Source organism: Allobacillus sp. SKP2-8, from assembly GCF_007559355.1.
GTDB lineage: Bacteria > Bacillota > Bacilli > Bacillales > Alkalibacillaceae > Allobacillus > Allobacillus halotolerans.
In genome coordinates, this window is record NZ_VMHF01000004.1 from 1 (window position 1) to 14,610 (window position 14,610).

Consider the following 14,610-nt stretch of genomic DNA (forward strand, 5'->3'; position numbering starts at 1 on the left):
CTTTTTGAACGGTTAACCACTTTCTTTGAACGATCTGCGCTACTTTTTGAACGGTTAACCACTTTCTTTGAACAGTCTGCGCGATTTATTGAACAGTCAGCGCCGCTCTTTGAACAGTCAGCGCCACTCATTGAACAGTCTCTTCAACTTCTACCAAAAAAATCCGGAACGGCGATCAACTAGATCACCATTCCGGCAAAAATAGACAACTAATTTTTCCCTTCCAGCTCTTGAATTTCTTTTTCCAGCGTATCGATAATTTCACGTGCGCGTTCGTTTCCGACCATTTCTACGTATTCTTCGCGTACAGACTTGCTTGCTTCGCGAAACGCTTCACGTTGGTCACCAGTCAATTCATTGATTTCAATATTACTTTCTTGTTTGATCGTTTCTAAATCTTCGCTATTTTGCTCGTTTTGAATTTCGAATGATTTATCCTTCATTTCCTCAACGGTTTCGTCGATCATTTGTTGAACGTCCTCAGGCAATCCTTCGTAATAGTCTGGGTTGATTGCTGTTGTTGTCACGTAAAGTGAATGTCTGGATAAGGTCATATTGCTTTGAACTTCATAAAATTTCATTTGTTCAATGGCGAACATTGGGTTCGTTTGGCCGTCGATCATATTTAATTGAAGTCCACTATAGACCTGTTCATAAGGCATTGGTGTTGGGTTCGCTCCATAGGCTTCATAGGAAGAAACAATGAGCGGTGAAGGCATCGTCCGGAATCGATTTCCTTCAAAGTCACTTGGCTGCTCAAACGACGTATTCGCTGTCCAATGATTGAAGCCTTCTGTCCAATAAGATAAAACCTTGATTCGCCGGTCGAGAAACGCTTCGTTCATTGGACCGTACAATGCTTCACTTTCATTCAGAACTTGCTTATTGATTTGCATATCATCAGAAAACAAGAAGTGTAATAACAACGCTTGTGATTCGGGTACCATCGTTCCAATATTACCCGGTGAAACGATTGCCATATCAACGGCCCCGATTTGCAGTAGCTCCGCCTGTGTCGTTGCGTCTCCCAGCTGTCCTACTGGGTAAATTTCAACATGCACATTACCATCCGACTTTTCTTCGATGATTTTTTTAAACTCTTCGACATAGCTCTGTTGGACGGAATCGATTTGTTCCTCATGTACAAAACGGATTACATGGTCCGGTCCTTTCTCTCCAGCTTCAGATACCGTATTTCCTTGATTGCCTCCACAAGCGGTGAGTAAAACAAATGCCATCAAAATCGAGAGCAGACTTAGCTTTTTCATACCCATTCACCTTCTTTCTATTCGGAATAAAACATCTGGTAAGCTGTAATGATTTCTGGAAATAAGATGAATAACGCAGATGCGACAAATAAAATTAAGATATATGGCCATATGCCTCGAATAACTTCTAGATACGGTTTTTCAAATACGGCAATGGCAGTAAAAATGTCCACGCCAAATGGCGGTGTTGCTGAACCGATTGCTGCTTGTAACGTTACGATTACCCCTAAAGCGATTGGGTCGACACCAGCATCCATCGCCACGGGATAGAAAATGGGAGTCATAATAATAATGACGACGAGCGGGTCGACGAACATACACCCGACAAAGAAAAACACCGCAACGATAAATAAAACGTACGTAGCTGAAGGGTCAGCGCCAAGGACAGCAGAAGTCAGTACTTCCGGTAGCTTCGCATAAGCCAACACCCAGCTAAGTGCTGTTCCGGCAGCAACAAGGATAAAGACCGCTGCTGTAACCACTGCGGAAGACTCGGCAATTTTCGGGATATCCTTCCATTTCACATCACCGAAAACGAATACTTCCAAAATGAATGCATAAGCGACGGAAATCGCTGCCGCTTCTGTCGGACTGAAAATCCCTGTATAAATACCACCGACGACAACAATTGGAAAGCCGAGCGGCAATAGCGCCTTACGAAAAGCTGTCCAACGTTGTTTCCAAGTCTGCTTCTCAATTCGCCCGATATCATTTTTACTAGCCAAAAAGAAACTGTATAAAGCGAACATCGCGAAAATAATAAGCCCTGGCAAAATGCCGGCGATAAATAATTCACCAACTGAAGTCCCTGTGACAACTCCGTAAACGATCATCGCGATACTCGGCGGAATAATCAGCGCTAAGTCACTCGCATTAATGATCAACGGAATCGCCTGTGAATCTTTATAGCCTTCTTTGATCATCCGTTCACGCGTTGGCTTCCCGACGGCAACAACTGTCGCTTGCGTCGAACCGGAAATCGAACCGAATAATGTACAAGCGGCTGCCGTGGTGACTGCATATCCTCCTCGAATATGTCCGATGAAAGCACCGACAAAGTCGAGCAATCTGCTAGATGTTTTTCCTTTCGCCATAATGTCAGCGGCAAAAATAAACATCGGAACAGCCAGTAGCACAAACGTCTGGATTCCAAGAGAGAATTGTTGGATAAAGACCATTAAATTGAGGTCCGGAAAATAAATAATCGCAATAAGTAATGGTGCAACAATCAATGGGATCATAATCGGAAAGCCTAAAAATAATAACAGAAACATAACCCCTAGCATGATCCAAATCATTTTTTACGACCCCCTTGATGCAAACCTGGATTCTGCCTTTGCAACTCCACATCTTTTTGCTGTTGTTCATTGTCTTCCGTCTCAGAAGCACCTGATTCACTTACTTCACTTCGTTTCACAAGCGAATAATCTCCCTGCTTCCTTCTCCGTTTAATTTCCGTCAAAATCGGATCCTGTGTTCCATCGATGAGTTCCTTATGACGGATATTCAAAACGGCTTCCATCGCATATTGGATTCCGGCAAAGAAAAACCCTAACGGAATGAAAATCGACACTAGATAATAGGGAACTTGCAAGGCAGGAGTGGTTCGTCCTGTTTCCATTAATATGAGGACGTATTCAATAGATAAGTAACTTAAGTAGAATAATAGAATTGAAGTGAAAATAGTAACGAAAATAACGAGCGCTTTTCTCACTTTATATGGTAAAAATTCAACAATCGCTGTCATTTTCAAATGCCTGCCCCAACGTGCACAAAAACTGAGACCAACAAACGTAATCAAGATAATCAGAAACTGACCCACTTCTTCGGCAAATGTCCACGAGTTGTTAAAAACACTCCTCGCGATGACATTTCCGAGTAAGACGAGGGTAATGGCAATTAACGCATAACTGATCATCCAGCCTTCTACTTTCGCTTGAATACGATCAATCTTTCTTAGCCAATTCATTACACGACGCCCCCTAACTTCCTAACTTCCTCTCTCCACATAATTACCCGCATTTTTACCCATTAAACAAAAAAATCAGCCAGCAAAAAGTCGTTTTCTACTTTACTTTTTTGCTTATAAACGCAACACAAAAAAGACGATCCCGATTGCAGTCGAGATCGCCTTTAAAGCTTTTCTTGAAATTACCAAAGATTGCTATTCAATTTCTTTCATTAACCAACTATTGTTTACCAATCGGATTCTCCAATGCTCCGATTCCATCAATTTCTACGCGAACATTGTCTCCCTTTTTCAAAAACTTCGGTGGTTTGTACCCTTTTCCGACACCACTCGGCGTTCCAGTTGTGATGATATCACCTGGATACAACGTCATCCCTGTGGACAGCAGTGAGAGTAAATAAGGTACATGAAAAATCATATCCTTTGTATTTCCATTTTGTCGCATTTCTTCATTCACATACGTACGAATGGAGAGGTTGTCCGGTTGAGCCAACTCGTCTTTCGTCACAATGACAGGCCCCATCGGCCCAAACGTGTCCAATGACTTGGCACGGAAAAATTGTTTATGTCGTTTTTGCAAATCACGTGCCGAAATATCATTCAAAATCGTGTAACCAAACACATAATCCAAGGCTTCTTCTTCACTGAAATTCACACCTTGTTTGCCGATGATGACCGCTAATTCTCCCTCGTAATCTAGCTCACTTGTTATGGCTTCATGTGGCTCGACTGTCTCACCGTTGGCAATAATCGATGTCGGTGATTTTGAAAAGATGACTGGGTCTTTCGGAACAGCTTTTTCATCACGATTTTCATCCATTTCGATCGCATGCTCGCGGTAGTTTTTACCGACACTGATAATATTTTTCTCTGGAATATACGGCGCGCGAACCTTCACTTCGTCAACCGAGATAGAATGCTTGATTTCATTTTGAAAATCGACGAACTGGAATCCTTGAATGACCGATAAAAGCGTCGGGAACAACTCGACTAATTTAGGATAATAGTCGATGTGATCTCCTTTCAATACTCCCCAATACTGCTGATGATCCGTTTCAAAAGCGATAAATTTCATGGGTACCCTCTCCTTTTTTATGTCAATATCCATAATAAGCCGGATATCGTAAATATACTGAGCACAGTCGTGACCAATGTAATACTTGAAACCAAATCCGGTCGTGCACGAAACTCAAGAGCAAACATCGTTGTCGTTGCAGCGGTCGGCATGGCCGCGATGACGATCAGTACGTTACCGAGCAAATCAGACATCGGAATAATCATGACGAACAACCATGTAATGAGCGGTGAAATAATTAATCGTAATGACGATGATAAAGCCACTTTACGGACGTCAAACTCGCGGAAAGCGATATTGGCCAGCTGCATTCCAAGCCCGACCATCATTAGCGGAATCGCAACAGCGGCCAGCATATTGACGACTTCCATCGCTTGAGTCGCAAGCTCAATATTCAACCACTTCATCAAGAAAGCGATAAGCATGGCGTAAGTGGCAGGCATTTTCAAAATGGTCAATAACGCCTGTCTCATACCACTCTTACCACGCGACGCGTAATAGATTCCGAAAAAATTCATTTGGATCGTCTGTATAGACATAAATAACACCGCATAAACAAAAGCTTCTTCACCAAACGCAAACAAAATGACCGGCGAACCATAATTCCCAGCGTTCATAAAAGCATTTGATAAAATCATACCACTTTCGACAGAACGTTCCCATCGAAAAAGAACCGATAAAATCTTATTGATGAAAATCATCGCAAACAAAATAATGAAGGACATGAGTAGAATCGTACTAAACTCCCCCGATAAATCCCTCGTATAAAAGGCTTCAAACACGAGTGCAGGAACAAATATGTAGATCGTTACCGCAGAGACGGAACGGACATCCATCTTACGGATTCGCTGCAAAACGTATCCGAGAGCGAAAATAGATACAATCGGTAAGATAACTTCAATAAAAATAGACAACTAGCTGCATCTCCTCTATCTTTATACTTCTTTCACTACTATAACGCATCATAAGCTTTGGCGAAATAGCGCGAAACGACGAACGTTAATCGAAAGAACACCGACAGTTGATGACAAAACTATCCATAAAAACCTACTTCACCTAGTTAAGGGAATATGGTAGACTTATAATACAAAAAACTGTTAAATGATTAGTAGCTTTTGACTAGGAGGAGTTTTAATTGATCGAAATGAATAGTCATATCTTACCGGGAAGGGGGACGAGTCCTAAGTCCGTCCATGAAAGTATACAGATGGCCAAGGATGCAACCAAACATGGTATTCGTACCATTGTTGCAACACCTCGTCACCTCGATGGGAATAATGACAATCCTAAGTTGGATATACTGGAAGATGTCATCCATTTTAGAAATGAGCTCGAGCAAGCCAATATTCCACTAACGGTTTTAGCGGGCCAGGAAATCCGATTATCTTGGGATCTATTGGAGCGTTTAGAAAAAAATGAACTGCTTCCGATCAACGAAAAATCGACGTATGTATTGATCGAATTTCCACCCAACCATATCCCGAAATTTTCCGAACAAATATTATTCGACCTACAAATGAAAGGATACATACCGATCATTGCTCACCCGGAAAGAAACAATGAATTTTTCAAAAGACCACAATTCTTATATAATTTGGTCAAGAAAGGAATGCTCGTCCAACTGACAGCAGGCAGTGTCACCGGACGATTCGGGAAGAAAATCGCCAAGTTTGCACATGAATTGATGGGAGCAAATTTAGTCCACTTTATTTCTTCTGAAGCAAACCATACGAGGAAATATCCATTCGAATTAAAAGAAGCATACAAAAAAATAGAGAAAAGCTTCGGAAAACATATGCATTATTATTTTTTGGAGAATACACAAGCATTAATCGAAAATGAAACGATTTTCGCAGAACCGCCGACGCGGATTAAATCAAAAAAGTTCTTTGGAATTATTTGAAGAGGGCATCCAATCAATAAGAACAAAATAAGCGAGGGTAGAAGCGTATGAATAGAAACCTTATGATCAGTGATATCCATGGACATTTGAATGCGTTTGAGCAGTTACTTGAAAAAGTGGATTATCAACCAGCGTACGACCAATTAATTTTACTAGGGGATTATATTGACCGCGGCCCCGCCAGTAAAGAAACGATTGAATTCGTCATGGATTTACAAGCGAATGGCGCAATTGTGATACGCGGTAACCACGATGACTGGTTCCTTCAGTGGCTTCGGGATCCAAGTCAAGTATCGCCCAACTTTTTGTTGAACGGTGGTATGGAAACCATCCAATCCTATCTCAATGAGTTGGGTGACGATTTTTCCATCCAAAAACAAACGGAATGGGCTACGTATATTCGAGAAAATCACCCCACACATATCAATTTTTTGAATGATTTACCACTCTATTATGAACACGAAGCGTTTATCTGCGTTCATGCTGGCATCGATCCGCTCCAAGTCGATTGGAGAAACACCTCGAAGGAAAATTTCTTGTGGATTCGAAAAGAGTTTCACAACAGTATCATTGATTCCAACAAACCAATCATCTTTGGTCACACACCGACAAAAGGACTGCAAAAACATGCCGGCGTCTACTTTAATGACAATAAAATCGGTATTGATGGTGGCTATACATTTGGCTATCAATTGAACTGCTTAATCTATGAGCAAAACGAATTCACCGAAGTGGCTGTCACAAAAGAAGAAATAGAAAATGGCATGACTCGACAATTATTTCCGAGGAAATAATTTTGTCGAACCACACCTGATGTAATTAAGATAAGAAAATTGCCCCATAAGCGAGCGCCCCGACAATGACGAGCGCCGGATGAATATTTAACCGTTCCAAAAATATAAAACTTAAAACGACCAAGATAATTGTATGAACGATTCCCGCATCAAAATAAGACGTCTCAAAGAATTGATAAGCTAAAACGGCCAATAATACGGCAATGGTCGGGCGAATTAGCGCTGTCATTCGCTTTACTTTCGGTGAATCTTTGAATTTATTCAATAGATTGAGAAGAAGGATCATGGCGACTAACGTCGGTATAACCGTCGCCGCTAATGCGACTAATGAACCAAGTACCCCAGCTACTTCAAATCCAATATATCCCGCCATTTTCGTAGCGATTGGACCTGGAAGGGCGTTCCCCATCGCCAACACTTCACCAAACTCCTGACGTGTCATGAACTCATACCGCTGAACGACTTCAATTTCAATTAACGGTATAATAGCCGGACCGCCACCATACCCTACAATCCCTGGAATAAAAAAAGCTAAAAATAAATACCATAAATCCAAAAGCATCCATTTACGCCCCTTTCTTCTTTGGTTTCGTCGTCAGCGCATAAATGATTAAAGCCCCAATTAAGAGGACTGGATGCCAACTAAGTACAACATAAACAATAATACTGACAATACTTAAACTAATCGCAATCGGTAATCCTAACCCTTTAATAGAGTTTCTAAAAAAATTAAACGCCAACATAAAGAGTAGCACCCCGACGACCGGCGCGATTGCTTGCGTCATTCCTTGAACAATCGACGAATCGCGAAAACTGACCAAAAAGCTGATCAATGCAATCATTAACAGTACTGTTGGAAGCACCGCAGCGATTAAGGCACCGATCATACCCGTGAATCCACCGATCCGGTAACCGATATAACCAGCCATTTTCGTCATAATTGGACCCGGAAGTGAATTCCCGAGCGCTAACACATTACCAAACTCCTGGTCATCCATCCATTTATACTGATGAACAACCTCTTTATGAACTAATGGGATCGTTGATGGACCTCCCCCATATCCTAATAAACCTGTTCGCAAAAAACTGATGAATAAATCCTTATTTACATCCCATTTCGATTTCGTCATCAATGGCACCCTCCTTTCACTTTCTTTAAAATATATTTAGTATGCAGGCTCATATATCTTGCATTTGGGTGCATATATTTTGGTTTGGGTACATATGTTTACCGAGCGGGTGCATATATTTTCGTTTTGGGTCCATATATTTTTGTTCCGGGTCCATATATCCGATGATTGGGTACATATATTATTGAATCAGGCTCATATATTATTGAACCGGGCTCATATATTTAGAAAATGGGCACATTTAATTGTTTCCCAGGATCATATATTTATCGCTCATACTTCGAGCTCATTTTTTGTGGCTCGCGTCATCATTAACAACGCGCGCGCATATATCCATGTTTCGGGCACATTTTTTAGTTGCTCGGGCTTATATATTTGCCGTGCGGGCTCATATATCTTGTATTTGGGTGCATATATTTATAGAGCGGGCTCATATATCCGTAGATTGGGCGCATACATCCGTGATTTGGACTCATATATTATTGATTCCGGTTCATATATCTATCATTTGGTTGCATATATTTTGAATCGAGCTCATATACCCATGTTTTAATTTCATATATTTACCGCTCGGACCAATATATTTCCGCACCTACCGTCGGATCCATAAGCCAATCAATCATGTCGGAAAATATTTCTGATTCGGCTCATATAAAACTGAATCAGTACCATATACTTCCCACTTGGGCGCAAATATCTAGATTTCAGACCCATAACTGACCACAAAGGGCGCATATCTCATAACCTAGGGATCATATCCGAAACTTTCGGTCGCATATATACGTTCAACCAGCTATTCGTTTTTATTTTCAAGCCGATATACCTTTCAAAATGACAATAAATCTCTTTTATTCAAAACAAAAAGTGACAGAACAATCAATCTTCTTTATAATAGAAGTAAATTACAGGAAATGTGGTGAACATTTTGAAACTGACGGATACGGATTTAAAAATTCTCAACATGCTCAGTGACAACGGTCGTATGTCTTATGTCGACCTCGCGAAAGAATTGGATCTTTCACGTGTCGCTGTACGAGATCGAATCTATCAAATGCAAGAATCGGGCATTATTGAAAAATTCAGTGTCGTCATTAACTCAGAAAAAGTCGGCAAAGGAGTTTCCGCATTTTTCAATGTGGACTGTGAACCGAATTCACTGGTATACGTCGCCGAAAAATTAGCGGAAAACCCAAATGTCGCAAGCTGTTACCAAATGACTGGTCCAAGCACATTACATACGCATGTACTTGTAGAAGATTTCACGAGTCTGGAAAAATTCATCAATGAGGAGCTATATGCCCTTGAAGGAATCAGTCATGTGGAAAGTCATATCTTGCTTCGCCGCTTTAAAAGTCGTACCGGTTTGAAGCTATAGAGAGAATCTCCTGTCTCGATTAAGAAGAGACAGGAGATTTTTTTGATATTTAAACCTTACCACGCTGCGATGGAACCATCCGTTCTCATTTCTGTTCCGCCGGCCAATACACCTGTTTCCGGGTCGCGACAAATAATTTGTCCTCGACCGAAATCACCATGATCAACTTCACGGATGATTTGATGTCCTTTTCGCTGCAAAGCTTGCGCCAAGTGTTCCGGGAACGATGGGTCTACTTTCACTTGTTTATCTTTCACCCATTGCCAACGCGGAGCATCCAGTGCTGCTTGTGGGTTTAGTTGGAAGTCGACCATATTCATGACAACTTGCGCATGACCTTGTGGCTGCATAAATCCACCCATCACGCCGAATGGACCAACCGGTTGATCTCCTTTTGATAGGAAGCCAGGTATAATCGTGTGATACGTTTGTTTGCCAGGCTTCAACACATTAACGTCATTTTCGTCTAGAGAAAATGTATGTCCTCTGTTTTGCATCGCAATTCCAGTACCAGGTACGACAATCCCTGAACCAAAGCCCATATAATTACTTTGGATAAAGGAAACCATATTTCCTTCTCCATCTGCAGTTGATAAATAAACCGTACCACTGCTCTTCGGCTCACCCGCCTCAGGCATGATCGCATCCTCACCAATCAATGCACTGCGCTCTTCAGCATATTGCTCAGATAATAGATCATTTACACGAACGTTCATTTCTTTTTCTTCCGTAATATGTTTCAAACCATCTGAGAAAGCTAGTTTCATTGCTTCCATTTGCTTGTGGTATGTGTCCACACTTTCTTTTTCCGTAAATTCAAAGCCCTTCAGCATGTTTAGTGCCATGAGTGCGACAAGTCCCTGACCGTTCGGTGGAATCTCCCAAACATCGTAACCGCGGTAATTGACTTTGATCGGATCAACCCACGTTGGCTCATAAGCTGCAAGGTCTTCTTTGGACAAAAACCCACCATTCTCTTGGAAAAATGCATCGATTTTATCGGCGATTTTCCCACGGTAGAACGATTCCGCTTTCGTTTCCCCAATTTCTTTCAACGTTTTCGCATGACCTTCTGACTTCCACATTTCTCCGATTTTCGGCGCACGGCCATCTGGCGCAAATGTTTCAAACCAATGATCGAATTCCTTGTCTTTAAATATTTCTTTAAATTTCGTAACTGCTTTTTCCCAATTATGTCCCAATATTGGCGTGAGTGGATATCCTTCAGTCGCATACCGAACCGCAGGCTCCATCAGTTCTGAGAATTCCAGCTTTCCAAATCGCTCGGATAATGCAGCCCATGCTGACGGGGCACCTGGTACAGTAACTGGTGTCATTCCAAATGTCGGCATCTCTTCATGTCCTTTTTCCTTCACTTTATCCACTGAAATCGAAGCTGGAGCACCGCCACTGGCATTTAACCCGTAAATTTCATCTTTGATCCAAACGAGTGCGAAGGCATCTCCACCGATTCCATTCGAAGTCGGCTCGACAACTGTCAATGCCGCCGCTGTCGCAATAGCTGCATCAACCGCATTCCCGCCTTTTTTCAGTATATCCAATCCAGCCTGCGCAGCAAGCGGTTGGGATGTTGCAACCATTCCATTTCGACTATACACCGTATTCCGCTTTGAGTTATACGGGTGATAACGCGCATCAAATTGAACCAATTCAACCTCTCCCTTAATCTGTATTTTACAAAATGTTTGAATTATTAATATCATCATAACATAATTTTGACTATTTTTATCATTTAATTTCTTTTTGATGAAGTTTTCTTGAATTAAAATATGTTTTTGTCCATTCTTATCCAGATTGCGCTTACATTTTGAGTGCTTTTTTTAAAAATTTCATTGTAAAAAGTACTAACTGGGCACATAAATTCTCACTTCGGTCGCATATTTGAACAATTAGGTCTCATATATTCGAAAGTCGGGCTCATATAAGCATAATTTAGGCACATATCCACTAATCAAGGGACCATATATCACCAAAAAGGGTACATAAAAAATCCCACCATGCTTAAATACATTAAAATGACTGGACAAGCACCGCCCGGGCACATAAATTCCCACTTCGGTCGCATATTTGGTTAATTAAGTCTCATATATTCGAGAGCCGGCACCATATAAGCATAATTTAGGCACATATCCACTAATCAAGGGAGCATATATATCCAAAAAGGGTACATAAAAAATCCCACCACCGGAATCCGGCAGTGGGATTTTCACAAAACAACTTAGAAATAAAGCATCTCATTTAACATTTCATTGATAAATAGATTCTCGGATATGATTTTCAAAAATAAAAATGTACCTAAATAAAATAGCAATACACCATAAAACCCATCGATTCCTTTATTTTGGTTATGAACATAACTGTAAATCGCAAACGTTGCAGCAATAAACAAACCAGTAAACCCAAGGAAAAAGACATAGAAAAAGACCGAAAACATTTTCACGCTGACGATTAATAGAGATAATAGCATAATTGCAGTTGGGATGACCATTAAAGCGCCGAAACGGCCGACAACTGATTTGATATGCAGATTTGCAACACTTGGCCTCACGACTGCAAAGATGATGCCTACCGCAACAGCGATAAATAATAAAATAAAGAAAAATGGCTTAAAAAATATGGTGCCGAATGGAACGGCCGATCCAAAATACCCCATTCCCATCGAACTGGCAAACGCCTTCATCCCAAAATAAAAAGTCATTGGAATAAATAAAGAAAATAATACGAGAGTAATCAGTCCATTGACGAAGTTGCCTTCACCCTCTACTTTCCCATGGCGCAACGGGCTTTTTGCCATATGTACGAGATGTTTCCAGTATCCTTGCGCCAACGCCTTTCCTTGTTCGGCGTAATCATTTGTTGTTGCAGTATCTGAGGTTGCGGCGCTCTCTTCTTTTGCTGAAGCTACTGGGCTTTCAGCACCATTTTCTAGCTGCGATCCACATGATGTACAAAACTTACTGTCTTCACTCACTTCCGTCTGACAGTTTTGACAGACCTTCTTCATTGATAAATTCCCCCTTTTCAACGTTACAATTCCAATTATATCACTTCTATGAATATTTAGAACCATATTAACAAGAAGTCGACAAATTATTCGGATTAGTAAGAGAGGAAATGAGTTTGGTTGAATAGAGCCGTCCTGTTCAACCGAATTCTATGAACGATAGAAGATTCGGGCGATTAGACCTTTCCTATTCACCCGAATTCTATGAGCGATAGGAGATTCGGGCGATTAGAGCCTTACTATTCGACCGGATTGGAAGTGCAAATGGAGTTCCGGGCGATTAGAGCCGTCCTATTCAACCGGATTGGAAGTGCAAATGGAGTTCCGGGCGATTAGGGCCATCCTATTCAACCGGATTCTATGATCGAAGGGAGATTCAGGCGATTAGACCTTTCCTATTCGACCGGATTATAGGAACAAAGGGTGATTCGGGTGATTAGGAGTCGTCAATTCGCCCGGAGCGTTAGAGAAAAGAGTGATTCAGTCGATTAGGAGCAAACAAATCGACTCGAGCGTTAGATGAAAGTGAATTTCGGTCGAATAAACTCGTCCAAAGTGCATCTCAGCAAAAAAAATCACCTACCCACTCGGCAGGTGATCATATTTATTCGAATGAAATCGTGTCTTGTTTTTTCCCATCTTCATCTTGAACGCGAACTTTCGATTCTTTATTTTCGGCAATTTCCTTCGCCCGTTCAATCGCATCTTCTTTTTTGTCAAACACTTGGTCAGCTCGTTCTGCACCAACGGTTTGAGCTGCCCAACCATCTTCATGCGGTTTAACGAGTACATCATTATCGAGAAGATCTAAGTCCGTGTCATTTTCATCTTCTTCGTGATCTTTTAACGTCGCATTACTGACGTTTTTCATTTCATCCTTTTCGTCTTTGCTCGCACCATCGGCCCATTCCTTCGCTTGATCGGTTGCGATTGGGATGGCGCGATCTTCATCATAGCCTTCTTCAATCATGGCATTCGCAATTTCGATTGCTTTATTTCTTGTCGCTTCGTCAAAATTTTTCAATGAACTAGGATAGTCATTTTTATCCCAAGGCATTCGATCACTCTCCTTTGGCCTTTCCTTAAAAAATAGCCAAGTTCATCGGTTTCTAAACATTTGTCTTGAGACGAAACTATCTCGCTCTTTTCAAAACGAGCCTGTTAATCAAACTCAACACACCAAAAATTAGGATAAGCGTAATCAAGATAATCACGCCACCGATATACCACTTCGTAGTGTCAAAACCGAATCGATCAAAAACACCTGCAACCAAATAACTGACAATAAAAGCTACCAATGCGATGCTGACGACCTTAATTAATTGATTCATCTCAGCACACCTCTCCCTTACATCATTTCTCCATTTTTAATCACTTGAAAAGCAAAATACTCAATGAAAATTAAATATAAACCGCCTAATGTAAAAAAAGATACTTTATTCATAAACCCGAATAACGCTAACCCTATTAATACAAACGGGATCGAAACTGCCATCAAGTTAAACGTTTTTACTTTTGCCGTCTGATAGATTGCAATTACCCGCTCATCTTTTTCTTCAATTCGTTGTTGTTTCGTTTTGTTTTTTTCATATAAAATCGGGACGGTTGCAATCATGATTAAAAAAACACCCATAAAAACGATTGCAAATGCAGCATAGTCGCCTTGTGGAAGCGTAACACCTATCTTGTCTATGCCGATAATTCCTAACGCAGCTCCAAGCACAACCAGCAAACCGCCGACAACTTCAAGTGACCAAAACAGTCTAAGATTCATATCCTTCACCCCTTTCATCACTAAAAATTTCTTCGATGGCCATGTCAAAATATCTCGCAATCTTGAAAGCGAGTTGCAATGACGGATCATACCTGCCATTTTCAATCGACCCAATCGTTTGACGAGTCACCTCAAGTACATCGGCCAACTCCTGCTGATTCATACGATGTTGTTTTCTGATCTCACTTAGTTTATTTTTCATATACCTATCCCCAAATTGGAAAGTTTACTTTCCATTTAACTATAACTAATCATACGCAAAATATAAAGCTTACTTTCCATTTAATTTAAAAAAAC

At 41.0% G+C, this 14,610-nt stretch carries 17 protein-coding genes; 4 read left to right on the plus strand and 13 right to left on the minus strand.

Translation table 11 applies throughout. The features are described from left to right. A partial coding sequence (locus tag FPQ10_RS12970; protein ID WP_186278555.1) for a hypothetical protein occupies window positions 1–183 on the plus strand: 183 nt, incomplete at its 5' end. Window positions 184–209: 26 nt separating this feature from the next. Here the strand turns inward: FPQ10_RS12970 and FPQ10_RS05640 are convergent. The 5 genes from FPQ10_RS05640 to FPQ10_RS05660 all read right to left on the minus strand — a co-directional run bounded on the left by FPQ10_RS05640 (window position 210) and on the right by FPQ10_RS05660 (window position 5,226). Further along, window positions 210–1,268 (minus strand): DctP family TRAP transporter solute-binding subunit, encoded by a 1,059-nt coding sequence (locus FPQ10_RS05640; RefSeq protein ID WP_186278556.1) that lies wholly within the window; start codon window positions 1,266–1,268, stop codon window positions 210–212. A 17-nt stretch (window positions 1,269–1,285) separates the two neighbouring features. Further along, on the minus strand, window positions 1,286–2,566 hold the full coding sequence (locus tag FPQ10_RS05645) for a TRAP transporter large permease (protein WP_144161610.1): 1,281 nt from the start codon (window positions 2,564–2,566) through the stop codon (window positions 1,286–1,288). Further along, window positions 2,563–3,237: a TRAP transporter small permease gene (locus FPQ10_RS05650; RefSeq protein WP_144161613.1), complete on the minus strand. Its 675-nt coding sequence runs from the start codon at window positions 3,235–3,237 to the stop codon at window positions 2,563–2,565. The genes FPQ10_RS05645 and FPQ10_RS05650 overlap by 4 nt, the downstream gene beginning before the upstream one ends. 220 nt (window positions 3,238–3,457) lie before the next feature. Then, complete coding sequence (locus FPQ10_RS05655; RefSeq protein WP_144161616.1) at window positions 3,458–4,312, minus strand: fumarylacetoacetate hydrolase family protein; 855 nt, start codon at window positions 4,310–4,312, stop codon at window positions 3,458–3,460. Between the two features lie 17 nt (window positions 4,313–4,329). Further along, entirely contained in the window at window positions 4,330–5,226 is an 897-nt protein-coding gene (locus tag FPQ10_RS05660; protein ID WP_144161619.1) for an AEC family transporter, read from the minus strand. 230 nt (window positions 5,227–5,456) lie between these two features. Between FPQ10_RS05660 and FPQ10_RS05665 the strand changes: the two genes are divergently transcribed. Together FPQ10_RS05665 and FPQ10_RS05670 are read left to right on the plus strand one after the other, a co-directional pair. Next, window positions 5,457–6,215 (plus strand): tyrosine-protein phosphatase, encoded by a 759-nt coding sequence (locus FPQ10_RS05665; RefSeq protein ID WP_255439743.1) that lies wholly within the window; start codon window positions 5,457–5,459, stop codon window positions 6,213–6,215. Window positions 6,216–6,262: 47 nt separating this feature from the next. Further along, window positions 6,263–7,009, plus strand: coding sequence for a metallophosphoesterase family protein (locus tag FPQ10_RS05670; protein WP_144161625.1), 747 nt, complete (start codon window positions 6,263–6,265; stop codon window positions 7,007–7,009). A gap of 25 nt (window positions 7,010–7,034) precedes the next feature. Here the strand turns inward: FPQ10_RS05670 and FPQ10_RS05675 are convergent, their stop codons facing one another. Next, window positions 7,035–7,565: a chromate transporter gene (locus FPQ10_RS05675; RefSeq protein ID WP_186278576.1), complete on the minus strand. Its 531-nt coding sequence runs from the start codon at window positions 7,563–7,565 to the stop codon at window positions 7,035–7,037. Window positions 7,566–7,575: 10 nt separating this feature from the next. Then, entirely contained in the window at window positions 7,576–8,139 is a 564-nt protein-coding gene (locus FPQ10_RS05680) for a chromate transporter (protein WP_144161631.1), read from the minus strand. A 925-nt stretch (window positions 8,140–9,064) separates the two neighbouring features. Here FPQ10_RS05680 and FPQ10_RS05685 point away from each other — a divergent pair. After that, complete coding sequence (locus FPQ10_RS05685) at window positions 9,065–9,514, plus strand: Lrp/AsnC family transcriptional regulator (RefSeq protein ID WP_144161902.1); 450 nt, start codon at window positions 9,065–9,067, stop codon at window positions 9,512–9,514. 56 nt (window positions 9,515–9,570) lie between these two features. Here FPQ10_RS05685 and FPQ10_RS05690 read toward each other — a convergent pair whose 3' ends face one another. From FPQ10_RS05690 to FPQ10_RS05715, 6 genes are all read right to left on the minus strand, one after another. Then, entirely contained in the window at window positions 9,571–11,184 is a 1,614-nt protein-coding gene (locus FPQ10_RS05690; RefSeq protein WP_144161634.1) for a gamma-glutamyltransferase family protein, read from the minus strand. A gap of 569 nt (window positions 11,185–11,753) precedes the next feature. Then, window positions 11,754–12,539 (minus strand): zinc ribbon domain-containing protein, encoded by a 786-nt coding sequence (locus tag FPQ10_RS05695; RefSeq protein WP_186278557.1) that lies wholly within the window; start codon window positions 12,537–12,539, stop codon window positions 11,754–11,756. A gap of 604 nt (window positions 12,540–13,143) precedes the next feature. Then, window positions 13,144–13,596 (minus strand): DUF2188 domain-containing protein, encoded by a 453-nt coding sequence (locus tag FPQ10_RS05700; protein ID WP_144161640.1) that lies wholly within the window; start codon window positions 13,594–13,596, stop codon window positions 13,144–13,146. A 76-nt stretch (window positions 13,597–13,672) separates the two neighbouring features. Continuing rightward, a complete protein-coding gene (locus FPQ10_RS05705; RefSeq protein WP_144161643.1) occupies window positions 13,673–13,870 on the minus strand; it encodes a hypothetical protein in 198 nt (65 codons plus the stop codon). Window positions 13,871–13,887: 17 nt separating this feature from the next. Continuing rightward, the gene (locus tag FPQ10_RS05710; RefSeq protein WP_144161646.1) at window positions 13,888–14,313 is read right to left on the minus strand and encodes a hypothetical protein; all 426 of its coding nucleotides are present in this window, start codon (window positions 14,311–14,313) and stop codon (window positions 13,888–13,890) included. Further along, window positions 14,303–14,515 (minus strand): helix-turn-helix transcriptional regulator, encoded by a 213-nt coding sequence (locus tag FPQ10_RS05715; RefSeq protein ID WP_144161649.1) that lies wholly within the window; start codon window positions 14,513–14,515, stop codon window positions 14,303–14,305. The genes FPQ10_RS05710 and FPQ10_RS05715 overlap by 11 nt, the downstream gene beginning before the upstream one ends. Window positions 14,516–14,610: the final 95 nt, after the last annotated feature.

Excerpts from the sequence above, each read along its gene's own strand:
- FPQ10_RS05640 (WP_186278556.1), bottom strand. The coding sequence starts at position 1,268 with ATGAAAAAGCTAAGTCTGCTCTCGATTTTGATGGCATTTGTTTTACTC.
- FPQ10_RS05645 (WP_144161610.1), bottom strand. The coding sequence starts at position 2,566 with ATGATTTGGATCATGCTAGGGGTTATGTTTCTGTTATTATTTTTAGGC.
- FPQ10_RS05650 (WP_144161613.1), bottom strand. The coding sequence starts at position 3,237 with ATGAATTGGCTAAGAAAGATTGATCGTATTCAAGCGAAAGTAGAAGGC.
- FPQ10_RS05655 (WP_144161616.1), bottom strand. The coding sequence starts at position 4,312 with ATGAAATTTATCGCTTTTGAAACGGATCATCAGCAGTATTGGGGAGTA.
- FPQ10_RS05665 (WP_255439743.1), top strand. The coding sequence starts at position 5,457 with ATGAATAGTCATATCTTACCGGGAAGGGGGACGAGTCCTAAGTCCGTC.
- FPQ10_RS05670 (WP_144161625.1), top strand. The coding sequence starts at position 6,263 with ATGAATAGAAACCTTATGATCAGTGATATCCATGGACATTTGAATGCG.
- FPQ10_RS05680 (WP_144161631.1), bottom strand. The coding sequence starts at position 8,139 with ATGACGAAATCGAAATGGGATGTAAATAAGGATTTATTCATCAGTTTT.
- FPQ10_RS05695 (WP_186278557.1), bottom strand. The coding sequence starts at position 12,539 with ATGAAGAAGGTCTGTCAAAACTGTCAGACGGAAGTGAGTGAAGACAGT.
- FPQ10_RS05700 (WP_144161640.1), bottom strand. The coding sequence starts at position 13,596 with ATGCCTTGGGATAAAAATGACTATCCTAGTTCATTGAAAAATTTTGAC.
- FPQ10_RS05705 (WP_144161643.1), bottom strand. The coding sequence starts at position 13,870 with ATGAATCAATTAATTAAGGTCGTCAGCATCGCATTGGTAGCTTTTATT.
- FPQ10_RS05710 (WP_144161646.1), bottom strand. The coding sequence starts at position 14,313 with ATGAATCTTAGACTGTTTTGGTCACTTGAAGTTGTCGGCGGTTTGCTG.
- FPQ10_RS05715 (WP_144161649.1), bottom strand. The coding sequence starts at position 14,515 with ATGAAAAATAAACTAAGTGAGATCAGAAAACAACATCGTATGAATCAG.